Annotated in this window: 21 protein-coding genes, 1 tRNA gene and 1 other RNA gene; 15 read left to right on the forward strand and 8 right to left on the reverse strand. The window is 69.7% G+C overall.

Translation table 11 applies throughout. The features are described from left to right. Nucleotides 1–11: 11 nt before the first annotated feature. Together MKL11_RS18680 and ssrA are read right to left on the reverse strand one after the other, a co-directional pair. Nucleotides 12–638, reverse strand: a complete 627-nt coding sequence (locus MKL11_RS18680) for an SspB family protein (protein WP_243946074.1) — start codon at nucleotides 636–638, stop codon at nucleotides 12–14. A 66-nt stretch (nucleotides 639–704) separates the two neighbouring features. Beyond that, nucleotides 705–1,088, reverse strand: a transfer-messenger RNA (tmRNA) gene (ssrA, locus tag MKL11_RS18685). On the opposite strand from ssrA, the gene MKL11_RS18690 reads away from it, so the two are divergent. From MKL11_RS18690 to MKL11_RS18720, 7 genes are all read left to right on the forward strand, one after another. Further along, nucleotides 1,080–1,937: a CPBP family intramembrane glutamic endopeptidase gene (locus tag MKL11_RS18690; RefSeq protein WP_243946076.1), complete on the forward strand. Its 858-nt coding sequence runs from the start codon at nucleotides 1,080–1,082 to the stop codon at nucleotides 1,935–1,937. The two genes, ssrA and MKL11_RS18690, sit on opposite strands and share 9 nt — an antisense overlap. Nucleotides 1,938–2,237: 300 nt before the next feature. Next, complete coding sequence (locus MKL11_RS18695) at nucleotides 2,238–3,032, forward strand: thymidylate synthase (RefSeq protein WP_243946078.1); 795 nt, start codon at nucleotides 2,238–2,240, stop codon at nucleotides 3,030–3,032. Next, nucleotides 3,029–3,520, forward strand: a complete 492-nt coding sequence (locus MKL11_RS18700; RefSeq protein ID WP_243946080.1) for a dihydrofolate reductase — start codon at nucleotides 3,029–3,031, stop codon at nucleotides 3,518–3,520. The genes MKL11_RS18695 and MKL11_RS18700 overlap by 4 nt, the downstream gene beginning before the upstream one ends. A 292-nt stretch (nucleotides 3,521–3,812) precedes the next feature. After that, complete coding sequence (gene hflK / locus MKL11_RS18705) at nucleotides 3,813–5,006, forward strand: FtsH protease activity modulator HflK (protein ID WP_243946082.1); 1,194 nt, start codon at nucleotides 3,813–3,815, stop codon at nucleotides 5,004–5,006. Continuing rightward, nucleotides 5,003–5,956: a protease modulator HflC gene (gene hflC / locus MKL11_RS18710; protein WP_243946085.1), complete on the forward strand. Its 954-nt coding sequence runs from the start codon at nucleotides 5,003–5,005 to the stop codon at nucleotides 5,954–5,956. Before hflK ends, hflC begins: the two co-directional genes overlap by 4 nt. A 107-nt stretch (nucleotides 5,957–6,063) precedes the next feature. Beyond that, on the forward strand, nucleotides 6,064–7,611 hold the full coding sequence (locus MKL11_RS18715) for a DegQ family serine endoprotease (RefSeq protein WP_243946087.1): 1,548 nt from the start codon (nucleotides 6,064–6,066) through the stop codon (nucleotides 7,609–7,611). A 176-nt stretch (nucleotides 7,612–7,787) separates the two neighbouring features. After that, on the forward strand, nucleotides 7,788–8,231 hold the full coding sequence (locus tag MKL11_RS18720; protein WP_243946088.1) for a DUF1640 domain-containing protein: 444 nt from the start codon (nucleotides 7,788–7,790) through the stop codon (nucleotides 8,229–8,231). Nucleotides 8,232–8,235: 4 nt separating this feature from the next. Here MKL11_RS18720 and serB read toward each other — a convergent pair whose 3' ends face one another. Continuing rightward, complete coding sequence (serB, locus tag MKL11_RS18725) at nucleotides 8,236–9,129, reverse strand: phosphoserine phosphatase SerB (RefSeq protein WP_243946090.1); 894 nt, start codon at nucleotides 9,127–9,129, stop codon at nucleotides 8,236–8,238. 14 nt (nucleotides 9,130–9,143) lie between these two features. Here serB and miaA point away from each other — a divergent pair, with 14 nt between their 5' ends. Continuing rightward, nucleotides 9,144–10,058 carry a tRNA (adenosine(37)-N6)-dimethylallyltransferase MiaA gene (miaA, locus tag MKL11_RS18730; protein WP_243946092.1) on the forward strand — a complete coding sequence of 305 codons (915 nt, stop codon included), beginning with the start codon at nucleotides 9,144–9,146 and terminating at the stop codon, nucleotides 10,056–10,058. Between the two features lie 179 nt (nucleotides 10,059–10,237). Here the strand turns inward: miaA and MKL11_RS18735 are convergent, their stop codons facing one another. From MKL11_RS18735 to MKL11_RS18745, 3 genes are read right to left on the reverse strand one after another with little or no spacing between them, the layout of a single operon-like run. Then, entirely contained in the window at nucleotides 10,238–11,107 is an 870-nt protein-coding gene (locus MKL11_RS18735; protein ID WP_243946095.1) for an NAD(P)-dependent oxidoreductase, read from the reverse strand. 53 nt (nucleotides 11,108–11,160) lie between these two features. Beyond that, nucleotides 11,161–12,651 carry a monocarboxylate uptake permease MctP gene (mctP, locus tag MKL11_RS18740; protein WP_243946097.1) on the reverse strand — a complete coding sequence of 497 codons (1,491 nt, stop codon included), beginning with the start codon at nucleotides 12,649–12,651 and terminating at the stop codon, nucleotides 11,161–11,163. Continuing rightward, nucleotides 12,641–12,838, reverse strand: coding sequence for a DUF3311 domain-containing protein (locus MKL11_RS18745; protein ID WP_243946099.1), 198 nt, complete (start codon nucleotides 12,836–12,838; stop codon nucleotides 12,641–12,643). The genes mctP and MKL11_RS18745 overlap by 11 nt, the downstream gene beginning before the upstream one ends. Before the next feature lie 216 nt (nucleotides 12,839–13,054). Between MKL11_RS18745 and MKL11_RS18750 the strand changes: the two genes are divergently transcribed. The 4 genes from MKL11_RS18750 (at nucleotide 13,055) to MKL11_RS18765 (ending at nucleotide 19,804) form a co-directional block, all read left to right on the forward strand. Beyond that, nucleotides 13,055–15,127, forward strand: coding sequence for a carbon starvation CstA family protein (locus MKL11_RS18750; RefSeq protein WP_243946101.1), 2,073 nt, complete (start codon nucleotides 13,055–13,057; stop codon nucleotides 15,125–15,127). 8 nt (nucleotides 15,128–15,135) lie between these two features. Next, nucleotides 15,136–15,357 (forward strand): YbdD/YjiX family protein, encoded by a 222-nt coding sequence (locus MKL11_RS18755; protein ID WP_243946103.1) that lies wholly within the window; start codon nucleotides 15,136–15,138, stop codon nucleotides 15,355–15,357. 307 nt (nucleotides 15,358–15,664) lie between these two features. After that, nucleotides 15,665–16,099 (forward strand): tellurite resistance TerB family protein, encoded by a 435-nt coding sequence (locus tag MKL11_RS18760; protein WP_243946105.1) that lies wholly within the window; start codon nucleotides 15,665–15,667, stop codon nucleotides 16,097–16,099. 387 nt (nucleotides 16,100–16,486) lie between these two features. Beyond that, a complete protein-coding gene (locus tag MKL11_RS18765) occupies nucleotides 16,487–19,804 on the forward strand; it encodes an efflux RND transporter permease subunit (RefSeq protein ID WP_243946107.1) in 3,318 nt (1,105 codons plus the stop codon). A 10-nt stretch (nucleotides 19,805–19,814) separates the two neighbouring features. On the opposite strand, the gene cynS is transcribed toward MKL11_RS18765, so the two are convergent. Next, a complete protein-coding gene (gene cynS, locus MKL11_RS18770) occupies nucleotides 19,815–20,303 on the reverse strand; it encodes a cyanase (protein WP_147856983.1) in 489 nt (162 codons plus the stop codon). A 386-nt stretch (nucleotides 20,304–20,689) separates the two neighbouring features. Here cynS and tsaE point away from each other — a divergent pair, with 386 nt between their 5' ends. The 3 genes from tsaE to MKL11_RS18785 all read left to right on the forward strand — a co-directional run bounded on the left by tsaE (nucleotide 20,690) and on the right by MKL11_RS18785 (nucleotide 23,268). Next, complete coding sequence (gene tsaE, locus MKL11_RS18775; protein ID WP_243946113.1) at nucleotides 20,690–22,264, forward strand: tRNA (adenosine(37)-N6)-threonylcarbamoyltransferase complex ATPase subunit type 1 TsaE; 1,575 nt, start codon at nucleotides 20,690–20,692, stop codon at nucleotides 22,262–22,264. Between the two features lie 86 nt (nucleotides 22,265–22,350). Then, on the forward strand, nucleotides 22,351–23,091 hold the full coding sequence (locus MKL11_RS18780) for a nucleotidyltransferase family protein (RefSeq protein ID WP_243946115.1): 741 nt from the start codon (nucleotides 22,351–22,353) through the stop codon (nucleotides 23,089–23,091). 100 nt (nucleotides 23,092–23,191) lie between these two features. Continuing rightward, nucleotides 23,192–23,268, forward strand: a tRNA-Arg gene (locus tag MKL11_RS18785). 59 nt (nucleotides 23,269–23,327) lie between these two features. Here the strand turns inward: MKL11_RS18785 and MKL11_RS18790 are convergent. Continuing rightward, nucleotides 23,328–24,398: tyrosine-type recombinase/integrase (locus MKL11_RS18790; protein ID WP_243946125.1), on the reverse strand; the 1,071-nt coding region annotated here is incomplete at its 5' end.

Genomic DNA, 24,398 nt, shown 5'->3' on the forward strand with positions numbered 1-24,398 from the left:
GCTCGGTGAGTTCAGCTCTTCTTGCGGAACGCGTCCAGGCTCACGACCTCGGCGCTGCCCTCCTCGCCATCCTTCTTGGCGGCGGGGCGGGGCGCCTTCTCGTCCGGCTTGGCGCCGGGCTTGTCACCCTGCGAGGCCGGCGCCGGCAGGCCCTTCGGGGCGGCCGCGCCGATCGTGGCGAGCCCGGCGCCCTTCGGCCGGACCTCGCTCGGCTCGGAGCCGGCGCCGCGCGGGCCGGACTTGGCCGGGGCGGCGTTGGCCTCCTCGGGCACCTCGCCGGCCTCGGTCAGATCGAACTTCAGGCCGAACTGCACCGAGGGGTCGAAGAAGCCCGAGAGGGCGTCGAACGGCACCAGCAGCCGCTCCGGCACGCCCGAGAAGGACAAGCCGACCTCGAAGGTGTGCTCGTGGACGCTGAGGTCCCAGAACTGGTGCTGCAGGACGATGGTCATGTCCTGCGGGTACTTCTCGCGCAGGGCCTGCGACATCCGCACGCCGGGCGCCTCCGTCCGGAACGACACGTAGAAGTGATGGTCGCCCATCAGCCCGTCCCGGGCGGCGTCGGTCAGCACCTTGCGGACCACCCCGCGAAGGGCGTCCTGCACCAGGAGATCGTAGCGAATCAGGTCGTCTGCCATCTGCGGTCGCGCTCTAGCCCGGTCTGCGCCCGGCGCCCCGCCGCGGATGGCCGGACCGAGGAAATGAGTGACGGCTTCCGGTGCCGGGCGCCGTCATGCCCCGCCTCCACGATGCGAATCGCGAGGACTTGAGACCGATCTTGGAGACCGCTTACGCGGCCACCGCCACCGGAGCGAAGGTGTCGTTGGCAACTCTTGCAACGGCCCGATAACGGTGGAACCATGCCGAGCGAAAGATCAACCTTTACGCCTTCGTCGATCCTGTCTCTCGCCCCCGCCTGAAACCAGTCCATCTCCGTCGGCCTTGCGGCCATCGGTCCTGGGCTCAGGTGGAGGCGCCGGGTACCGCCCCCGGGTCCGATCGGTTTATTCCGAAGACCGTTTATCGCCATAGCCGGCCTCGCAGCCGGCTTCCGAGATATAGAGGGGATCGGTCCGGTTTTGAAGCCCGATCGTGTCGCGCCGCTGTCTCAGGGCGAACCTCTTGACGCGGCTGTTGCCGGAACTGCGCAGTCGCGCGGTTCCGCGCCCGATGGGCCGAGCCGGCGCGACCGGATCTGGGGGGCTGTCCGGCGCCTGGGCGTCCTGGTCGCCCTCGTGCTCGTCTATCTCGGCGCCGCGAGCCTGCTCTCGCTGGCGAGCGTCCGGGTCGGCTTCGACCTGTGGGCCGGGATCGACCCGTTCCTGCCGCCCGAGCGGCGCCCGTTCCTCGGCGCCGTGGACCTCGCCCACCGCGCCTTCGCGGTGGATGCCCTCCGCCAGGTCTACCTCGCCGCCCTGGTGCTCGGCGGGGCGTGGTGGCGCGACCGGGTCGGCTGGCGCCGGCGCCTGGCGCTCGACCGCGAGCGCCCGAACGGGATCCGGCCGGTCGCGCTGCTGGCGCTCCTCCTGGTCTGGCCCGTGCTGCACATCGCCTGGGTCACCGGCACGGCCGAGTTGTTCGGCGCGAGCTTCGGCCGGCGGGTGACGCTGTCGCCGTTCATGAGCCAGAGCGCGATCGTGGCCTGGCTGCTCTATCTGGCGGTGCTGGCCCCCGTGGCCGAGGAGCTGCTGCTGCGCGGCGAGGCCTTCGCCCGCGCCCGGGAGGCCCTGGGGCCTTTGGGCGCGGTGCTGGTGACGGCCGTGATCTTCGCGGCGGCCCACGTCTCGTCCTGGGGGCTCGCCCGGCCGGTCTCGCTGCTGCCCCTGGCGCTGGCGCTCGGCTGGCTGCGCTGGCGCACCGGCCGGCTCTGGCCCGGCATCGCGCTGCACGGCTGGTCGAACCTCGCTTTGGTGACCTACGTGCTCTGGCCGACCTGACAGGCTGTGCGCCTTTTGATCGACAGACGGGCTCGCGTGCCAGGACGACGCGCGGGTCCCCTCTCCCGTGCGGGACAGGGACAGGGTGAGGAATGCGACATCTCCGGACATACCTGATCCCTCACCCCAACCCTCTCCCGAACGGGAGAGAGGGCCTGTCGCGTTGTAGGCTTCGAAGAATAGGAAAACGCACAGCCTCTGAGCGCGGGACGACACTCGGCCCGCTTCGTCACCGGCGATGATGGTGGATAGACTGGCCGCGCGCTTGCCGGATGCCACGCTCACGCGCAGGAATGCCCGATGGACGCCTATCACACCCTGTTGCGGCGCATCCTCGACGAGGGCGTGGCCAAGGACGACCGCACCGGCACCGGGACGCTCTCGGTGTTCGGCCATCAGATGCGCTTCGATCTCGCCGCGGGCTTCCCGCTGGTGACCACGAAGCGCCTGCATCTGCGCTCGATCATCCACGAACTGCTCTGGTTCCTGGCCGGCGACACCAACGTGGCCGCCCTGCGGGCCAACGGCGTGACGATCTGGGACGAGTGGGCCGACGAGAAGGGCGATCTCGGCCCGGTCTACGGCCGGCAATGGCGCTCCTGGGCCAAGCCCGACGGCGGCAGCGTCGACCAGATCGCCTGGCTGCTCGACGAGATCCGGCGCAATCCCGATTCCCGCCGCCTGATCGTCTCGGCCTGGAACCCGGCGGATCTCGACCGGATGGCGCTCGCCCCATGCCACTGCCTGTTCCAGTTCTACGTGAGCGACGGGCGCCTCTCGTGCCAGCTTTACCAGCGCTCGGCCGACGCCTTCCTGGGCGTGCCGTTCAACATCGCGAGCTACGCGCTCCTGACCCACATGATCGCCCAGGTGACCGGCCTTCAGGTCGGCGACTTCGTGCACACGTTCGGCGACGCGCATCTCTACCGCAACCATCTGGAGCAGACCCGGACCCTGCTGGACCGGGCGACGCGCCCGCTGCCGCGGCTTCAGCTCAACCCGGAAATCCGCGACCTGTTCGCCTTCCGGTACGAGGACATCACCATCGTGGATTACGACCCGCACCCGGCCATCGCGGCGCCGGTGGCGGTATGAGCACCACGATCTCGCTGGTCGCCGCCATCGCCCGCAACAGCGTGATCGGCCGCGACAACGGGCTCGCCTGGCACCTGTCCAGCGACCTCAAGCGGTTCAAGGCGCTCACCATGGGCAAGCCGATGCTGATGGGCCGGCGGACCTGGGCCTCGATCGGCCGGCCGCTGCCGGGCCGCCGCACCCTGGTGCTCACCCGCGATCCCGGCTTCCGTGCCGAGGGCGCCGAGACCGTCCACGACTGGGACGCCGCGCTCGCGGCCGCGGCCGCACCGGAGCTGATGGTGGTGGGCGGGGCGGAGATCTACGCGCTGGCCCTGTCGCACGCGGACCGGCTCCACCTCACCGAGGTCGAGGCCGAGCCCGAGGGCGACGTGCGCTTTCCCGCCTTCGACCGCACCGCGTTCCGGGAGACGTTCCGCGAGGCGCACCCGGCCGGCCCGCGCGACGCGCACGCCTTCGCGTTCGTCGATTGGGTGCGCATCTGCTGAGGCGCGCCGCCGCGGTTGTGTTCCGGCCGGTGCGTGCCCACCTGCCAGCCTTGACAGCATGGGGCGCACACCCGCAGGTGCCTGTCGGGCATGCGTTCTCATGAGGCCCCAGGCCTCGCGAGAAGAGACGTCCGCGCAGGCGTTTAGCCGCCGATCGAGCCCGTCCGCCGCGCGAGCGGTCCGGTGGGCGGGATGAGGCGGGCGAGCGTGGCCGTTCAGGCAGGGAGACGCGGCCCGGGGAGCACGTTTTGCGTGCGGACCGGGTGCGGGCAGGCAGGAGACGACGGCTAGGATGCTGTGGAGCAATCAGAGCGGCGGTGGCGGCGGCGGCCCGTGGGGTCGGCCCGGCGGCAACGGCGGCGGCCCCTGGGGTGGCGGCGGCGGCGGCAAGACCCCGCCCAACCTTGAGGACCTGCTCCGGCGCGGGCAGGACCGCCTGCGCGGCCTGATTCCGGGCGGCGGCAACACCGGCGGCGGTTATGGCGGCAGCGGCCCGAGCGGCATCGGCGGCGGCCGCAGCGCCGCGGTGATCGGGGCGCTCGCGGTCGCGGTCTGGCTCGCCACCGGCTTCTACACCGTCTACCCGCGCCAGGTCGGCATCGAGACGATCTTCGGCCGCTACGTCGGCACCAAGGGCGAAGGCCTGCGCTACAACTTCCCCTATCCGATCGGCGGCGTCGTGAAGCCGGATGTCGGCTCGCAGAACTCCATCCAGATCGGCTTCCGCGCCGGACCGGGCGGCCAGGGCCGCAACCGCGACGTGCCGGACGAGAGCCTGATCCTGACCGGTGACGAGAACATTGTCGATCTCGACTTCGAGGTGCAGTGGCGGATCAACCCGCTCAAGGCCTCCGACTTCGTGTTCAACCTCCAGAACCCGGAGGGCACCATCAAGGCGATCTCCGAGAGCGCGATGCGCGAGGTGATCGGCCGCCGCAACATCCAGGCGATCCTCACCAACGAGCAGTCGAGCATCGCCCAGGAGGTCAAGGAGATGGTCCAGAAGGCGCTGGACGAGTACGGCGCCGGCGTGCGCATCGAGGTGGTCCAGCTCGTCTCGGTCAACCCGCCGCCGGAAGTCCGGCCGGCCTTCATCGACGTGAATGCCGCCCAGCAGGACGCCGACACGGCGCAGAACGAGGCCAAGACCTACGCCAGCCGCGAAGTGCCGCAGGCGCGGGGCCGGGCGTCGCAGATCTTCCAGCAGGCCGAGGCCTACCGGACGAAGGCGACGGCCGACGCCATCGGCCAGGCCGCCCGCTTCAGCGAGGTCTACGACTCCTACAAGGCCGCCCCGGCCATCAGCCGCGAGCGGCTGTTCCTGGAGACGATGGAGAAGGTCCTGGGCTCCGTGAACAAGGTGATCATCGACCAGAACGGCGCGCAGCCCGGCTCGGGCACCGCCGCCGGGGTCCTGCCGGTGCTGCCGCTCACCGAGTTCGGCGCCCGCGCCCAATCCCCGGCCGCCACGGGAGCCGCCCGATGAAACAGGCCCTCCGCACCGGCCTGATCGCGGTCGCCGCGATCGTCGCGATCGGGCTCTACGCCTCGATCTTCACCGTCGGCCAAATGCAGCAGGCGCTCGTGCTGCAATTCGGCCGTGTCCGCGCCGTGCTCAACGCCACCGGCGAGGAGAAGCCCGGCCTCTACTTCAAGGTGCCGTTCGTCGAGAACGTCGTGATCTTCGACAAGCGCGTGCTCGACCTCGACCTGCCGGTGCAGACGGTGCTCACCGCCGACCGGCAGAACCTGGAGGTGGACGCCTTCGCGCGCTACCGGATCCTCGATCCGCTGCGGTTCTATCAGGCGGTCGGCAATATCGGGCTCGCCAATCAGCGGCTCGCCAGCTTCACCAATTCGAGCCTGCGCAACGTGCTCGCCCGCTCGACCCGCGACGCCATCGTCAAGACCGAGCGCGGCCAGCTGATGCACAACATCCAGGAGGACGTGAACCGGCAGGCGAAGGCGCTCGGCGTCGAGATCGTCGACCTGCGCATGACCCGCGTCGATCTGCCCGCGCAGAACTCGGCCGCGGTCTACCGGCGGATGAAGACCGAGCGCGAGCGCGAGGCCGCCGACATCCGCGCCAACGGCGACCAGAGCGCCGCCACGATCCGCGCCAAGGCTGACCGCGAGGTCACGGTGATCCTCGCCGAGGCGACGCAGAAATCCGAACAGCTGCGCGGCCAGGGCGATGCCGACAAGAACCGGATCCTCGCCGAGGCGTTCGGCAAGGACCCGGACTTCTTCAGCTTCTACCGCTCGATGCAGGCCTACGAGACCGGGCTGAAGGGCTCCGACACGCGGCTGGTGATCAGCCCCAGCTCGGATTTCTTCCGCTACTTCAGCGACCCGCAGGGCCGGGCGACGGCTTCGGCGCCGCGTCCGCCCCGCGGGCCCACGGACCCGACCGCCTCCACCGGCGCGACGCGCTGACGGCTGGCGCCCCGGCGCCAGCGGACTACGATGCAGGACAATCCGCGGGCGGCCGATTCCGGTCGGCGGCCCGCGAAACCGGAACCGCGTTCTTGAAGAGGTCGACCATGCACCCCGTCGCGAGCGCCCCCCGGGCACCTTTCGGCCGCGCGCAGGCGCAGCCCCGCTCCCGCGCCCGCTCCCTGATGGCGGCGATCCTGGTCGGCGCCTCCGTCGCGACCGCCGCCCTGCCGGCCCCCGCCTTCGCCAAGGGGCCGGCCTCGCTGGCCGACCTCGCCGATCAGGTCACCGACGCGGTGGTCAACATCTCCGCCTCCACCACGGTCGAGGCGCGCAGCAGCCGCGCCGGGCCGCAACTGCCGCCGGGCACGCCGTTCGAGGACCTGTTCGAGGAGTTCTTCAACCGCCGCGGCGGCGGTGGCGGCAAGGGCGGGGAGCGCGGCGACAACGACACGCCGCGCCAGCAGCGCAAGTCGAACTCGCTGGGCTCCGGCTTCATCATCGACGCCTCGGGCATCGTCGTGACCAACAACCACGTCATCGGCGACGCCAACGACATCCAGGTGATCCTGCACGACGGTACCAAGCTGAAGGCCGAGATCGTCGGCAAGGATTCGAAGATCGATCTGGCGGTGCTGCGGGTGAAGCCCGCCGCCGACCATCCGCTGAAGGCGGTGCCGTTCGGGAACTCCGACACGATGCGCCCCGGCGACTGGGTCATCGCCATCGGCAACCCGTTCGGCCTCGGCGGCTCGGTCTCGGCCGGCATCGTCTCGGCCCGCGGCCGGAACATCGAGTCCGGCCCCTACGACAACTACATCCAGACGGATGCGGCCATCAACAAGGGCAATTCCGGCGGCCCGCTGTTCAACATGGACGGCGAGGTGATCGGCATCAACACGGCGATCCTGTCGCCCACCGGCGGCTCGGTGGGCATCGGTTTCGCGGTCCCGTCGGATACGGCCAAGCCCGTGATCGACCAGCTGCGCGACTTCGGCGAGGTCCGCCGCGGCTGGCTCGGCGTCCGCATCCAGAACGTCGACGACGCCACCGCGGAGGCGCTCAACCTCAAGGGCGGCGCCCGCGGCGCCCTGGTGGCCGGCGTCGACGAGAAGGGCCCGGCCAAGACCGCCGGGATCGAGGTCGGCGACGTGATCCTGAAGTTCAACGGCGCCCCCGTGAAGGCGTCTGGCGACCTGCCACGCATCGTCGCCTCGACCCCGGTGGGCCAGAAGGTCGACGTGGTGGTGATGCGCAAGGGCGAGGAGGTGACGAAGCCCGTCACCCTCGGCCGGCTCGACGATACCGACAAGCCGCAGCTCGCCAACCTGCGCCAGCCCGAGCCCGAGAGCGCGACCCGTCAGGCGCTGGGCCTCAACCTCTCCGGCATCACCGACGAGCTGCGCAAGAAGTTCGGGATCAAGGACACCGTGAAGGGCGTGGTCGTCACCCGGGTCGATCCGAACTCGACCGCCGCCGACAAGCGGATCCAGCCCGGCGAGGTGATCGTCGAGGTCGGCCAGGAGGCGGTGAACACCCCCGCCGACGTGACCAAGCGGGTCGACGCCCTCAAGAAGGACGGGCGCAAGTCGGTCCTGCTGCTGGTGGCGAGCGCCACCGGCGACGTGCGCTTCGTGGCGATCGGGCTGGACTGATCTGGTCCTTCCCTGAGAGGCTGAGGGCCGTCGCTCCGGAAGGATGCGGCGGCCTTCGCGTTTTCGGGTCAGGGCCGGGCGGCTCGACAGGGGTTGGCGGAGGCCGCATTGACGCGGCAGATCCGTGCAGCACACTGGCGTCGCGAGTCGAAGCGGCTCGGACGCACTCGAACCCCATGACAGCCGTCGCCTTCGACACCCTGAAGTTCGCCCGCGCCCTGCGCGAGAAGGCGAAGCTGTCACCCGAGCAGGCCGAGGGCTTGGCGGATGCGCTGGTCGATGTCTTTGACGGAACCCCCGCGACGAAGGCTGACATCCGCGACGTTCAGGCTGAAATCCAGGCCGTTCGCGGCGATATCGAAGCGCTGAAGATCCAGACCCGCGCCGATATCGAGGCGCTGCGGCTAACGACGCAGGCGGATAGCGAGAATCTGCGCGTTTCCACCAAAGCCGATATCAAGGCTCTCGGCCTCGAGATGAAGGCGGATATCGAAACGACGAAAGGCGCGATCGCTTCTGCCAAGATGGAGATGGTGCGCTGGATCTTCGGTGCGATCGGCTTTCAGACGGTGGCTCTCCTGGGTGCCGTCGTCACGCTCGCCCGGATCCTGATCCACTGACCCCTCAAGCCACGAACTCGGCCGCCCCATACCCCTGCAGGTACAAGAGCGCGGTGAGGTCGCCGTGCGCGATCCGGACCCGGGCGGCGGCCGCGACCGCGGGCTTGGCCCGGAAGGCGACACCGAGGCCGGCCTCCGCCAGCATGTCGAGATCGTTGGCGCCGTCACCCACCGCGAGCGTCTCCGCGGGGCCGAGCCCGAGGGATTCGCGCAACTCGATCAGCGCGGCGCGCTTCTCCGCCTTGCCGACGATCGGGTCCTCCACCGTGCCGGTGAGCCGCCCGTCCGCGACGCCGAGCACGTTGGCCCGGTGCGCCTCGAAGCCGATCATCCCGGCGATCGGGCCGGTGAACAGGGTGAAGCCCCCCGAGACCAGGCAGGTCCGGGCGCCGTGCGCCCGCATCGTCCGCACCAGCGTCGGGCCGCCCGGGGTGAGGCTGAGCCGATCGGCGATCAGGCCGTCGACCGCCGCGACCGGGATGTCCCTCAGGAGCGCGACGCGCTCGCGGAGCGCCGGCTCGAACGCGATCTCGCCGCGCATCGCCCGCTCGGTGATCGCCGCGACGTGGTCCTTGAGGCCGAGCGTCCCGGCGAGCTCGTCGATGCATTCCTGCTCGATCATGGTTGAATCCATGTCGGCCAGGAACAGGCGCTTGCGCCGGTGCGCGTCGGCGGGCAGCACGGCGAGGTCGATCGGCTCGCCCGAGAGCGCGCTCCGCAGCCGCTCCGTGAGGGCGCCCGCATCGGCGGGATCGCCCGGCACCAGCACCTCGGCGGCGACCTCTCCGTGCAGGATCCGGGGCTGGTGCTCCGTCCGCAGCACGGCGCGCGCCTCGGCCAGAACCGCGTCGGTGATGGACGGCCGAGCCGGGTTTGCTATCAGGACCGCGACCAGCATCGTGGAGTTTCGCCTTGCCAGACCGGGAGGAGACCGGGGGGCGCCCGGCGGCGATCCTCATCGCAGGGCCCACCGCCTCGGGCAAGTCAGCGCTGGCCGCCCGGCTGGCGCTGCGCCACGGCGGCGTGGTGATCAACACCGATTCCATGCAGGTGTATCGCGACCTGCGCCGCCTCACCGCCCGGCCCGAGCCCGAGGAGGAAGCGCAGGTGCCCCATCGGCTCTACGGCCATGTCGACGGCGCCGTGAATTATTCGCTGGGGCACTTTTCCCGCGACGCGGCGGCGCTGCTCGCGGCGCTCGACGGGCGGTTGCCGGTCTTCGTCGGCGGCACCGGCCTGTACTTCCGGGCGCTGGAGCAGGGCTTTTCGGAGCTGCCGCCCGTGCCCGAGGCGGTGCGCGCGCGAGTGCGGGAGGAGGCCGAGGGGCGCCCGACCGAGGCGCTGCACGCCGACCTCGCCCAGCACGACCCCGAGGGTGCCGCCCGCCTGCGCCCGAGCGACCGGATGCGGGTGATGCGCGCCCTGGAGATCTTTTTTGCCACTGGCCGGCCGATCGCCAGCTTCTACGGCGACCCGGTGCCCGGCCCCCTGGCCGGCTGGAGTCTCAAAAGAATCTTCCTGGCGCCCGATCGCGCGGTGCTGCGCGCCCGAATCGACGCCCGCTTCCGGGCAATGATCGCGGAGGGCGCGCTGGACGAGGTCGCCCGCCTGCGGTCGCGAAGGCTCGATCCGATGCTGCCGGTGATGCGCGCCCATGGCGTGCCGGGCCTGATCGCCCATCTCGACGGAACGCTTTCGCTGGAAGAGGCGATCGCCCGCGGCCAGGCCGATACGCGGGCCTACGCCAAGCGGCAATTCACGTGGTTCCGCCACCAGATGGGAACGGACTGGCGCTGGCTCGATCCGGAGGCGGCGGCTGCGTTGTGAGGGCCGGGGCTTAGCGGGCCGCAGGCGGCTCTCCCTCCCCCTTTACGGGCTTACGGCTTCACACTTCGAGGTCGACATAAGATACGGGAGGCACTGCGGTTCTCCCTCCCCCGCAGAAGGGGAAGGGAAAGCCGCGCGCCCTGTTTCAGCCTGCGCGGGCAGACGAAAAAACGCCGCCCTCAGCGCTCCAGCCGCGCTACCAGGCTCGACGTGTCCCAGCGGTTGCCGCCCATGGCCTGCACCTCGGCGTAGAACTGGTCGACGAGCGCCGAGACCGGGAGCTTGGCGCCGTTGCGGCGCGCCTCGTCCAGCAGGATGCCGAGATCCTTGCGCATCCAGTCGACCGCGAAGCCGAAGTCGAACTTGCCCTGGTTCATGGTCTTGCCGCGGTTCTCCATCTGCCAGGAGCCGGCGGCCCCCTTGGAGATCACGTCGAGCACCGCCTCCACGTCGAGGCCGGCGCGCTTGGCGAAGTGGACGCCCTCGGACAGGCCCTGGACCAGGCCGGCGATGCAGATCTGGTTGACCATCTTGGTGAGCTGGCCGGAGCCCACCGGGCCCATCAGCCGGCAGGCCCGGGCGAAGGACCCGATCGCCGCCTCGACCTTGGCGTAGGTCTCCGGCGCGCCGCCGCACATCACGGTGAGCACGCCGTTCTCGGCGCCGGCCTGGCCGCCGGAGACCGGGGCGTCGATGAAGCCCGCCCCCTTGGCCTCGGCGGCGGCGGCGAGCTCCCGGGCGACCTCGGCCGACGCGGTGGTGTGATCGACGAAGATCGCGCCGGGCTTCATGCCGGCGAGCGCGCCGTCATCGCCCAGCACGACGCTGCGCAGGTCGTCGTCGTTGCCCACGCAGGCGAACACGATCTCGGCGCCCGCGACGGCCTCCCGGGGCGTGGCCGCGGAGGCGCCGCCGTAGGTCTTCACCCAGGCCTCGGCCTTCGGTGTGGTGCGGTTGTAGACGGTGACGTCGTGGCCACCCTTCTTGGCGAGGTGGCCGGCCATCGGGCCGCCCATCACGCCGAGGCCCAGGAATGCGACCTTCGCCATTGTGCTCTCCTTAACGACCGCCGGATCGCTCCGGCGCGATCCCGAACGGTGGCTCAGCGGCCGGCCGCGACGGCCGGGTTCCGGCCGCCGAGGGTCAGCGCGGCGTTCACGACCACCGCCACGACGATGTTCACGGCGAGCGCCAGGAGCCCGGTATAGAGCGTGAGCTTCGCGTCGCCGAAGGTCAGGGTGTGCAGGGGCTTCAGCCCGTCCGACCACGCGATCAGGCTGCCGGCGACGAAGCCCACCGCCCAGCCGGCGAGCAGGGCCGGTGCGCGGAACCACGACACGTAGAGCCCGAAGATCAGGGCCGGCAGGGTCTGCAGGATCCACAAGCCGCCGAGCAATTGCAGATCGAGGGCGAACTGCGTCGGCAGGACCAGGATCGCCACCAGGGCGCCGATCTTGACCAGCATCGAGGTGATCTTGGCGACCTGCGCCTCCCCCGAGGGGGTGACGTTCGGGTTGACGTAGGCCTTCCAGACGTTGCGCGAGAACAGGTTGGCCGCGCCGATCGACATCACCGCCGCCGGCACCAGGGCGCCGATGGCGATGGCCGCGAAGGCGAAGCCCGCGAACCAGCCCGGGAACAGGGTCTTGAACAGGGCCGGCACCACGTCGTTGTTGCTGGTCACCTTGAGGCCCGCCGCGTGGCCCATGTAGCCCAGCATGGCGAGCAGCCCGAGCAGCAGCGTGTAGGCCGGCAGCAGCACCGCGTTCTTGCGGATCGTGTTGCCCCCCGAGGAGGCGAAGATGCCGGTCAGCGTGTGCGGGTACATGAACGCCGCGAGCGCCGAGCCGAGGGCCAGCGACGCGTAGGGCAGGACCTGCGCCGGGCTCAGCAGCGTGCCGCCCGAGCCCTTGGCCTTGAACGCCGCGTCGGCGGCGTCGAACACCGCGGCGTAGCCGCCGAGCTTCGACGGCACGATCGCCACCGCCACCAGCACCACGATGTAGATCATGATGTCCTTGACGAAGGCGATCAGCGCCGGCGCCCGCAGACCGGACGAGTAGGTGTAGAACGCGAGCACCAGGAAGGCGGCGATCAGCGGGAACTCGCCGTGCAGCCCCAGCGCCTTGATCGCCACCTCCATGCCGATCAGCTGGAGCGCGATGTAGGGCATGGTGGCGATCACGCCGGTGACGGCGACCGCGAGTTCGAGCGCCCGCGAGCCGTAGGTGCCGTACACGACGTCGCCCGCCGTGACGTAGCCCTTGTCCTTGGCGGCCTGCCACAGCACCGGCATCACCGCGAACACGAACGGGTAGACGATGATCGTGTAGGGCAGGGCGAAGAACCCGTAGGCGCCGACCGCGTAGACCAGCGCCGGCACCGCGATGACCGTATAGGCGGTGTAGAAGTCGCCGCCGATCAGGAACCATGTGATCCAGGTGCCGAACTTCCGGCCGCCCAGGCCCCACTCGTCGAGATGGGCGAGCGTCTCGGGCCGGCGCCAGCGGGCGGCGACGAAGCCCATCACGGTCACCAGCAGGAAGAAGAAGACGAAGACCGACAGGGCCGGGATGTCGAGATCAGCGGTCATCGCGCACGCCCCGGTAGACGAGGTAGAGGATCAGGGAGGTGAGCGGCACCCAGGCCAGCTGGTACCAGTAGAAGAACGGGAAGCCGAACAGGACCGGATCGCGCTGGTTGTAGAACGGCACCCACAAGAGCCCCAGGAAGGGCAGCAGCAGGAGCCACATCAGCGGCGAGCGGCGTCGGGTTTCCATGGTCCGGTCCGGTCGAGGAAAACGGCTCAGTTACAGATGTCCGCCGTTACACATAGCGTTCATCGTGCGGTCTCGGGCGCTGCATCACAGTTCGGATCGCTTGCGTCAACGGGAGGCCGATAGGATAAACCGGACCTGTCGCACGGGATCAACGAATCCCGGCCGGCGGCTCCCCGGAGCCGTCCGAGCCCGAGGCGGCGTTCTGGGAGGGACGAGATGGGTACGGCGCTCGGCAGGCAACTCCGCGACCATGGGCCCTGGGCCCTCGTGGGAGCGCTCGGCGCCGCGGCTTTGGCGATCGTGGCGACCCAGCGCGGCGAGACGATCAACGCCCTCTGGGTCGTGGTCGCGGCGGTCTGCGTCTACCTCATCGCCTACCGCTACTACTCGAAATTCATCGCCGACAAGGTGATGCGCCTCGACCCGAAGCGCGCGACGCCGGCCGTGCGCCACAACGACGGGCTCGATTACGTGCCCACCAACCGCAGCGTCCTGTTCGGCCACCATTTCGCGGCGATCGCGGGGGCGGGCCCGCTGGTCGGACCGGTGCTCGCCGCGCAGATGGGCTACCTGCCCGGCATGCTGTGGATCCTGGCCGGCGTGGTGCTCGCCGGCGCGGTGCAGGACTTCATGGTCCTGTTCGTGTCGATGCGCCGGGACGGCCGGTCGCTCGGCGAGCTGATCCGGGCCGAGCTCGGCACCGTGCCGGGCATCATCGCGCTGTTCGGCACCTTCCTGATCATGGTGATCCTGCTGGCCGTGCTGGCGCTGATCGTGGTCAAGGCGCTGGCCGAGAGCCCGTGGGGCACCTTCACGGTGATGTCGACGATCCCGATCGCCATGCTGATGGGCGTGTATGCGCGCTACATCCGCCCGGGCCGGATCGGCGAGGTCTCGGTCCTCGGCTTCGTCCTCTTGATGCTGGCGATCCTCGGCGGCGGCTCGGTGGCCGCGAGCCCGGTCTGGGGCCCGGCCTTCACCTTCACGGGCCCGCAGCTGTGCTGGATGCTGATCGGCTACGGCTTCGTGGCCTCGATCCTGCCGGTCTGGCTGCTGCTGGCGCCGCGGGACTACCTCTCGACCTTCCTCAAGATCGGCACTATCGTCGGGCTGGCGCTCGGCATCGCGGTCGTCGCGCCGCACCTGCAGATGCCCGCGACGACCAAGTTCATCGACGGCACCGGGCCGGTCTGGGCCGGCAGCCTGTTCCCGTTCCTGTTCATCACCATCGCGTGCGGCGCGGTCTCGGGCTTCCACGCCCTGATCTCGTCGGGCACGACGCCGAAGCTGATCGCCAGCGAGGCGGATGCCCGCTTCATCGGCTACGGCGGCATGCTGATGGAATCGTTCGTGGCGATCATGGCGCTGGTCTCGGCCTGCGTGATCGACCCGGGCGTGTACTTCACCATGAACTCGCCCGCGGCGCTCGTCGGCACCACGCCGGAGACCGCGGCGGCGGCCGTCACCAAGCTCGGGTTCACCACGACGCCCGACATCATCACCCAGACCGCCGCGGATGTCGGCGAGCGCACGATCATCTCCCGGGCCGGCGGCGCCCCGACGCTCGCGGTCGGCATGGCCCACATCATCTCCTCGGCCATCGGCGGCAAGGCGATGATGGCGTTCTGGTACCATTTCGCGATCCTGTTCGAGGCCCTGTTCATCCTCACGGCGGTCGATGCCGGCACCCGCGCCTGCCGCTTCATGGTGCAGGACCTCGTCGCCCTGGCGGTGCCGTCGTTCAAGAACACCACCTCCTGGGGGCCGAGCATCGCGGCCACCGCGATCGCGGTCGGCGCCTGGGGCTACTTCCTGTACCAGGGCGTGACCGACCCGCTCGGCGGCATTAACACCCTGTGGCCGCTGTTCGGCATCTCCAACCAGATGCTGGCCGCGGTGGCGCTGACGCTCTGCACCGTGGTGATCTTCAAGATGAAGCGCGAGCGCTACGCGTTCGTGACCGTCATCCCGACCGCGTGGCTGTGCCTGTGCACCCTCACGGCCGGCTGGCAGAAGATCATGTCCGCCGACCCCAAGATCGGGTTCCTGGCCCATGCCGAGCGCTACGCGACGGCCGCCGCCGAGGGCAAGCTCCTGGCCCCGGCCAAGACCGCCGACCAGATGGCGCAGATCATCCTCAACGACCGGATCGACGCCGTGCTGGCGGCCCTGTTCATCGGCCTCGTGGTCGCCATCGCGGGCTTCGGCATCGCCGCCTGCCTGAAGGCGTGGCGCGCCGATCGCTGGACCGCCCGCGAGACCGATCCGCGCCTGGCCGCGGCCGAGTAGGGACCGCCATGGAGCAACCGCAGAGCCTGCGCCGCCGCCTCCGGACGCTGTCCAAATGCGTCTGCGACGGCGCCCGGCTGATGGTGGGGCAGGGGGATTACGCGGCCTACGCCGCCCATATCCGCCGGACCCATCCCGACCAGGCCCCGATGACCGAGCTGGAGTTCTTCCGCAATCGCGAGAACGCCCGCTTCGGCGTGGGGAACACGTCGGGGTTCCGCTGCTGCTGAAGGGGGCGACGCCGGCGTCAAACGGTGCGGGGCCTGCGGTCTCGCACCGTCATTGCGAGCGCAGCGAAGCAACCTAGGGACGCGCCACCTTCGGGGATCGCGCGCTGCGCTGGGTTGCTTCGCTGTGCCCGCAATGACGGAGAAGGCGGACGGCCGCCTTCAACCAGAGACCGGATGCGACGCCCACAATGCGCCGGCCCGCGAAACCATAAATTGCGCGCAGACTGTCAGTCCCCGGCCCAAGCGCGGCCGGATCTTGACTCGGCCGCCACAATATCCGCCATCTCCGACCGCACGGGAGGTCGGCATGAGCATTTTCCAGGACGCCATCCTTCGGTTCGGCCGCACGATCATGTCGTATGCGGGCGATGCCGTCTTCCTTCAGGCCGCCGTCTCGGCCGCGGCCAACGTCATCGTGGCCGATGGCGACGTGGCCGAGGAGGAGATCGAATCGGCGATCACCGGCATCCGCGCCAACCCGATCCTCGAGAAGTCCTACGACACGCTGCGGGTCGAGCAGGAGCTCTACGAGGCCATCGCCCGGGCCAAGACCCGCGCCGGCCGGCTGGAGAACCTGCGCCTGGTCGGCGCCATCGCGGAGCGGCCGATCGACCAGCGCCAGGACGTCTTCCTGATCGGCGCCGACGTGGCCGATTTCGGCGGCATCAGCGCGGTCGAGCACAAGGCGCTCGACGAGATCGCCGCGGCTTTGCACGTGGACAAGGCGGCGCTGCTGCGCTGAGCCGTCCCCCTCGCCGCCGCGTCGGCGGCGCCTGAGATTCCCGCACGGACGGCGAGGTCCGTGCAGGCCTTCCCCTGTATGCGGGGCTACGATGTTCAAACATCGTTTTGTGCAGACCGCGACAGGCCCCCTCTCCCGCACGGGAGAGGGGGCCTGTGCCTCATGCGTTCGAAGAGGCGTGCCTCTGCGAGCCGCGTACGGGGAGAGGGGACCTGCGCCCCATCCGCCGATGCCGCATCACCATCGCCGCCCGTAGCGCGGCCCGACCCCTGCGGCGTCGCGGCCCGTCCCTTGCCTGTCCGGACATGCTAGCGAAACAGGCCCGGTGCCAGATGCGCCGGTACGCGATGCGAACAAGCCGGCCCGGCGCCGGCCGGCGGAGACCGCATGGGCCTCGTCCTCTACGCTCTCAAGTTCCGGATCACGACCTACGTGCTCGCCGTGCTGATGATGCTCGGCGGCGTCGGCGCGCTGATCGTCACGCCCAAGGACGTGCTGCCGGTCGTCGATATCCCGGTCGTCGTCGTGGTCTGGACCTATACCGGCCTGTCCACGCCGGAGATGGAACAGCGCATCACCACCTATGCCGAGTACGGCATCTCCAACAACGTCAACAACATCCGTCGCATGGAGTCGACCACGCTCCAGGGCACCGCGGTGCAGCGGATCTACTTCGACCCGACGGTCAGCATCGATCTGGCCATCGCCCAGGTGGTGTCCTCGACCAACTCGATCCGCGCGGTGATGCCGACCGGCACGCAGCCGCCGATCATCGTGCGGTATTCGGCCTCCTCGGTCCCGGTGATCCAGCTGGCGCTGACCTCGGCCAAGGACAGCCTGAACCAGGTCTACGACTACGCCCAGTACCGGATCCGGCAGACCCTGGCGCAGGTGCCGGGCTCGACCCTGCCGGCCCCGTTCGGCGGCGCCCCCCGGCAGATCATGGTCGATCTCGACCTCAACGCCCTCCAGGCGCTCGGCCTGACGCCGCTCGACGTCACCAACGCCATGACGGCCCAGAACCTCACGGTGCCGTCCGGCCTCACCAAGATCGGCGAGCAGCAATACCCGGTGCAGCTCAACGCCACGCCGCCCTCGATCGAGACCCTCAACCTCGCGCCGATCAAGGTGGTGGCCGGCCAGCCGGTTCTGGTCCGCGACGTCGCCTATGTCCGGGACGGCGGCCCGCCGCAGATCAACGTGGTCCGGGCCGAAGGCGGCCAGGCCGTGCTGATGCAGGTGATCAAGAACGGCAACGCCTCGACCCTGAACGTCGTCAACAACGTCAAGGCGGCGATGCCGACGATCCGGGCCGCCGCCCCGGAGGGGATGGCGATCAAGCCGCTGTTCGACCAGTCGGTGTTCGTCTCGAACGCCATCGAGGGCGTGCTGCACGAGGCCGCCATCGCGGCGGGGCTCACGGGCCTCGCGATCCTGCTGTTCCTGGGCTCGTGGCGCTCGACGCTGATCGTGCTGATCTCGATCCCGCTCTGCGTGATGACCTCGCTCGCGGTGCTGGCCGCGCTCGGCGAGACCATCAACGTGATGACGCTCGGCGGCCTGGCGCTGGCGGTCGGCATCCTGGTGGACGACGCCACGGTGGCGATCGAGAACACCTACCGGTTGTTCGAGGAGGGCGAGGAGTTCCGCGAGAGCGTGGTCCACGGCGCCGCCGGCATCGCCAAGCCGGCGCTGATCTCGACCCTGTCGATCTGTGCGGCGTTCACGGCGGTGTTCGCCCTCACCGACACGCCGAAATACCTGTTCACCCCGCAGGCGCTCGCGGTCGTGTTCGCGATGCTGACCTCCTACCTGCTGTCGCGCACCCTGGTGCCGCTCATGATCGACGTGATCGTGGCGCCGGAATACCGGCAGAAGCACGCCAAGGACCATGGAGAGGGCCACGGAGAGGATCGGGGCGAGACGCAGGGCGAGGACCGGGCCGCGCGCGCCCCGCCCCGCCAGGGCCGCATCGCCCGGGCCTTCGGCCTCGTCTCCGCGCCGCTGTTCCGCCTCGCCGGGCGCGCCCACGGCGCATTCGAGCGCGGCTTCACCCGGTTCCACCGGGGCTATGTCGGCCTGCTGCACGCGGTGCTGGGCCACCGGATCGTCACCCTGGGCCTCGTGGGATTCGTCCTCGGGATGACCGGATTGCTGTTCGTCTTCGTCGGCGAGGATTACTTCCCGCAGATCGAGTCGAGCCAGATGACCATGCACCTGCGCACCCGCACGGGCATGCGCATCGAGACCACCCAGCAGGTCTTCGCCGACGTCGAGGACACGGTCCGGGAGGTGGTCCCGCCGGGTGAGATCGAGCAGATCCTCGACAATATCGGCCTGCCCTCGATCAACTACAACTTCGCCTTCTCGGACGGCTCGTTCGTCTCCTACAACGACGGCCAGATGCTGATCAGCCTCAAGGAGGGCCACGGCTCGGTTGCCGGCTACATGAAGCGCCTGCGCGAGGTGCTGATGAAGCGCTTCCCGGACATGATCGTCTATTTCCAGCCCGCCGACATGATCACCCAGATCCTGAATTTCGGCGTCATCACGCCGATCGACGTGCAGGTCTCCGGCCGGCACAAGGAGAAGGACCTGGAGGTCGCCCAGCGGATCGTCCAGCGGCTCAAGCACACCAAGGGCCTGGTCGACGTCCACCTGCAGCAGATCGTCAACGAGCCGCAATTCTACGTCGACGTCGACCGGCGCCTGGCCTCCGAACTCGGGCTGACCGAGCAGCAGGTGGCGCAGAACATGAACATCTCGCTGTCGGGCAGCTACCAGGTGACGCCGAATTTCTGGCCCGACCCCAAGACCGGCATCCCCTACCAGCTCTGGGTGCAGACGCCGGAATACCGCAACGCCTCGCTGACCGACCTGCGCAACACGCCGATGTTCGTGCGCGCGGCCGCGACCTCCGGCACCGGGCCGGGGGTGCTGACCCTGCTGTCGAGCCTGGCCGACCTGCGCCGGGTGCCGACCCAGACGGTGATCAACCACGTCAACATCCAGCCGACCTTCGACATCTTCGCCTCGGTCCAGGACCGGGATCTCGGCTCGGTCGCCCGCGACATCGACGCGATCGTGCAGGACGAGCGGAAGAACCTCGAAGCGCCCGACACGATCGCGGTGCGCGGCCAGATCGAGAACATGCGCAGCGCCTTCTTGCGCCTGGAGATCGGCCTAGGCATCGCGCTGATCGCCGTCTACCTGCTGATGGCGGTGAACTACCAGAGCTGGGGCGACCCGTTCGTGGTGATCGCGGCCCTGCCGATGGCGTTCTGCGGCATCACCTTCGCGCTGTTCATCACCGGGACCGCGTTCTCGATCCCGTCGATCTTCGGGGCGATCATGTCCGTGGGCATCGCCTCGGCGAACTCGATCCTGCTCGTCACCTTCGCCAAGGAGCACCGGGAGGAAACCGGCTGCAGCGCCTTCGAAGCCGCGATCACCGCCGGCGAGACCCGCCTGCGGCCGGTGCTGATGACCGCCTCGGCGATGTTCTTCGGCCTGATCCCGATGGCGCTCGGCACCGGCGAGGGCGGCGAGCAGAACGCCGCCCTCGCCCGCGCCGTGATGGGCGGCATCGCCTTCGCCACCCCGGCGACCCTGCTGCTGGTGCCGTTCCTCTACGTGCTGCTGCGGAGCGGGCCGGCGCAGCCGGTGCAGGATTATCTGGAGCCGGAGGGCGCGGCGGCGGCGTGAGCGCCGCCCCTCAGCCCTCCTTGAAGCCGTATTCCGGCGTGTCGTCGTCGTTGCCGTAATACTTGTACGGCAGGAACTTGCCCGACATGGTCAGCTTCACCCGGTCGCCCTTGTTGTTGGCTTCGCGCGCCATCTCCATGTTGAAGTCGATCGCCGACATGATGCCGTCGCCGAACTCCTCCTGGATCAGCTCCTTGAAGGTCGTGCCGTAGACCATCACCAGCTCGTAGAACCGGTAGATCAGCGGGTCGGTGGGCGGCATCGCCGGGATCGAGCCGCGATAGGGCGCCTCGTTGAGCATCCGCTCCTCGGCGACCGTCAGGCCGAACAGCTCGGCGGCCCGTTTGGCCTGGGCCTTGGGCAGCTTCATCTGGCCCATGCAGGCCGCGGTGATCAGGAACGGCGAGAGGCCGCCGATCGCCTCGTGGATATGGGCCCAGCTCCAGCCCTTCTCGCGTTTGATGTCGAGGAGCTTCTCGGTCAGGTCGGCGCGCTTCATGCTTGGCTCCATGGTCCTGTGTCAGGCTGGTTCGGGTGAGGCCGCCGGCGGCGTGCGGCCCCACCCCACCCCGGGCGGGGTGCGCACCCGGCACCGGGACCGACGAGGGGGGACTCGGTCGGCGCCGGGTGCGGAACGCGGCCCGCGGTCCCGGCTCGGCCAGGACACGCGGAGACCGCACGATAGCAAGAGATAAGCCAGCCAATTCTTCGCGGGAACAGCAAACGGCGGCGCAGCGCATTCTCAGCCCGCGACGAACGCGCGAAGAGTCCGCGAAGCGTGGTTTCGATGCACCGGCCCGGCGGGAAGCGCGCCGCCCGGGCCGGAAACGCTTGCATCCGCGGCCCGTTTTCGGACCATGCGCCCTCGGGTCTCGGAGGCGGGCTTTGGACGGGGACGATCGGGACGAACAGAAGGCGGGCGCATCGGCGCCGGCCCCCTGGGAATTCGTGCTGCCGGAGGAGTCGGCCACGGAGGATCTCGGCCTGTTCCTGTCCGAGTTCCTGACCCCCGGCGACGTCGTGGCGCTCTCGGGCGGCCTGGGCGGCGGCAAGACCACCCTGGCCCGGGCGGTGATCCGCGAGCTCGCCGGCGACCCGCGCCTGGAGGTGCCGAGCCCGACCTTCACGCTGATCCAGCCCTACACGGCCCGCGACGGCCGGGCCATCGTCCACGCCGACCTCTACCGCCTGCGCGACCCCGACGAGCTGGTGGAGCTCGGCTTCGAGGAGATGGCCGAGGACGCCATCACCCTGGTCGAGTGGCCCGACCGGATGCCCCCCCGCGACGGGCCGGTGCTCACCATCGATCTGTCCCTGCGCGCCGAGTTCGGCGCCGAGGCGCGCCTCGCCCGGATCGACGGCACCGGCGGCATGCGCGCCCGGCTCGACCGGGCCCGGGCGGTGCGCCGCCTCCTCGACCGCAGCGGCTGGGACATCGCCGAGCGCACCCTGATGCAGGGCGATGCCTCGTCCCGCGCCTACGAGCGCCTGACCAAGCCCGATGGCACCAGCGCCGTGCTGATGATCGCCCCGCCCCGGCCCGACGGCCCGCCGGTCCGCGACGGCAAACCCTACAGCGCGATCGTGCACCTGGCCGAGAGCGTCCACGCCTTCGTGGCCCTCGACCGCGGCTTGCGGGCGCTCGGCTTCTCGGCGCCCAAGATCTACGGCGAGGACCTGCCCGAGGGCCTGCTGATCCTCGAGGATCTCGGCAGCGAGCCCGTGGTCGAGGGCGGCGCGCCCCGGCCCGAGCGCTACACCGAGGCAGTGCGCCTGCTCGCCAAGCTCCACGCCACGCCGCTGCCGGCGGTGCTGCCGGTGGCCGACGGCATCGAGCACGTCCTGCCGGTCTACGACGCGGCGGCCTTGCTGTTCGAGGCGGAGCTGATGCCCGAATGGTACGCCCCGGCGATCCGGAACGTCGCCCTGTCGGAGGGCGCCCGGTCGGAGTTCGTGGCCCTGTGGCGCGCGGCCCTGCAGAACGCGGTGCCCGACCGCGCCACCTGGACCCTGCGCGACTACCACTCGCCGAACCTGATCTGGCTGCCCGAACGCGACGGGCTGGAGCGGGTCGGGCTGATCGATTTCCAGGACGCCGTGATGGGCCACCCGGCCTACGACGTCGCCTCGCTGCTGCAGGATGCCCGGGTCGACACCAGCGCCGAGTTCGAACTGCGGCTGCTCGGCCTCTACGCCCGCGAGCGCCGCAGCCGGGACCCGGCCTTCGATGTCGGCGCCTTCGCCACCGCCTATGCCCTGCTGGCTGCCCAGCGCGCCACCAAGATCCTGGGCATCTTCGCCCGGCTCGACCGGCGGGACGGCAAGCCCGGCTACCTCGCCCACCTGCCGCGGATCGAGGGCTATCTCGCCCGCAACCTCGCCCATCCGGCGCTGGCCGAGTTGCGGGCCTGGCACGCGGCGCATCTGCCGGGCCTCGTCGCCGCGGCCGAGGAGGCTTAGGTCTGACGCAGGGCTCTGCCCTGCACCCGCAAAAGGTCGACGACCTTTTGAAACCACGACTCGCAAAGCCTGATCCGGATCCCCGCATGAGCGCGCCCGCCCCCGCCGTCACCCGTGCGTTCGTGCTGGCCGCGGGCCTGGGCAAGCGCATGCGGCCGGTGACCGCCACGGTGCCGAAACCCCTGGTGGAGGTGGCCGGCAAGGCACTCCTCGACCACGCCCTCGACCGGGCCGCCGAGGCCGGGATCGAGACCGCGATCGTCAACGTCCACTACCTGCCCGACCTGATCGAGGGGCATCTCGCCCGCCGGACGGACGGGCCCGCCATCCAGGTCTCGGACGAGCGCGCCGCGCTGCTGGAGACGGGCGGCGGCATCCGCAAGGCGCTGCCGCTGCTCGGCGACGCGCCGTTCGTGGTGCTGAACTCGGATTCGTTCTGGCTCGAAGGCCCGGCCCCCAACCTCCGCCGGCTGATCGACGCCTGGGATCCGGAGCGCATGGACGCCCTGCTGCTGGTCGCCCCCACCGCCACCAGCCTGGGCTACGACGGGGCCGGGGATTTCGTCATGGACGCGGACGGACGCCTAGAGCGCCGCGGCGAGCGTGAGGTCGCCCCGTTCATCTATGCGGGCGTGGCGATCCTGACCCCGAGCCTCTTCGCCGACACGCCGGAGGGCGCCTTCTCGCTCAACCTCCTGTTCGACCGGGCGATCGCGACCGGCCGGTTGTCGGGCATGCGCCTCGACGGCCAATGGCTCCATGTCGGCACCCCGGACGCGATCCTTGCCGCCGAGGAGCGGGTCCGCGCGAGTGCCCGGACCCCCTAACGGCGGCGCTGCAGGGCCGGCACAAACGGTCTTGCCAAGCCCGATCCGAGCCTCTAGAAGCCCCTTCACACCGGCGGGCCAAGCCCCGCCGCAGTGACAGGCGCCCGTAGCTCAGCTGGATAGAGCACCAGACTACGAATCTGGGGGTCAGAGGTTCGAATCCTTTCGGGCGCGCCATTCCTACCAACCATCCTGGATGATCTTAGACCGTTGTGGATCAACGGCTTGGCCCATTATTACGGATGGTCTTCCCCCATGGGCATGGACGATCCATCAGCTTCGATCTGGCGCTCCTGTGACCGTTTTCGTGACCGCCTACGGGTAACGCGCTCAAGCTCCTCGTGCAGGTCGTCGGTACGGAGGTGCGCGTAGCGACTGCTCATCTGGAGTGTCGTGTGGCCGAGGATGCGGCTGAGGCGATAAAGGTCACCCCCATCTTGCACCCACCATGACGCGTAGGTGTGGCGCAGATCATGGAATCGAAAATCCTCGATCCCCGCTCGGTGGCATGCCCCACCAAACGCTTTCTTCGGGTCACCGACCCGTGCCCCGTCTGACTTGCAAAACAGGTAGGGCGAACGAGGACGAGAGCGTTCGAGAAGCTCTTTGATCGTCTCCAGTGCCCTCGTCGAAAGCGGCACCTGCCTTGGGCGGCCGGTCTTGGTGAGGGTCAGGCGAAGCTCACGACGGCGCAAGTCGATGCTTGGCAGTGTCAGGCTCAGGAGTTCCTCCTTGCGCAAGCCCGTCTCAACGGCCAGCACCAAGATCGGCTTGAGGTCGGCGGATGCCGCGTTGTGGAGCCGGGCGAACTCCTCGCGGGCCAGGAAGCGCGTCCGCGGGCTGCTCTCCCGCAGTGTTTTCTTGTTGAACCGTGTGACCGGTGATGTGTCCGCCCAGCCCCACCGGATTGCTGCCGTGAAGATCGATCCGATGAGTGCGAGGTCCCGCCGTATTGTCGCATCGGTGACACCGGTCCGCTTCCGGGTCGCGACGAAGTCGGCGAGCGCGCGCCGATCAATCTCGTCGAGATGGAGGTGCCCGAGCAATCGAGTGAGGACTCGACTGTTGTAGCGGTAGGTTTCGACCGTCCCAGCCTTGAGCGTCGTCTCCTCGAAGAACCGCTCCATCGCGTCCGTTATGAGATGCCGGACGACGGGCTCACCACGCGTCGCCTGGGTGTGCTCCTCCATGAGACGATGGAGGAAGACCTGGGCCTCGGCTCTCTTGCTCGTCCTCGCGCTGCGACGGACATGGACTCCGTCCCGCCGGAACCTTACCCACCAAACATCACCCCGCCGGTAGACCCC

The organism is Methylobacterium sp. J-077 (assembly GCF_022829365.1).
Classification (GTDB): Bacteria; Pseudomonadota; Alphaproteobacteria; order Rhizobiales; family Beijerinckiaceae; genus Methylobacterium.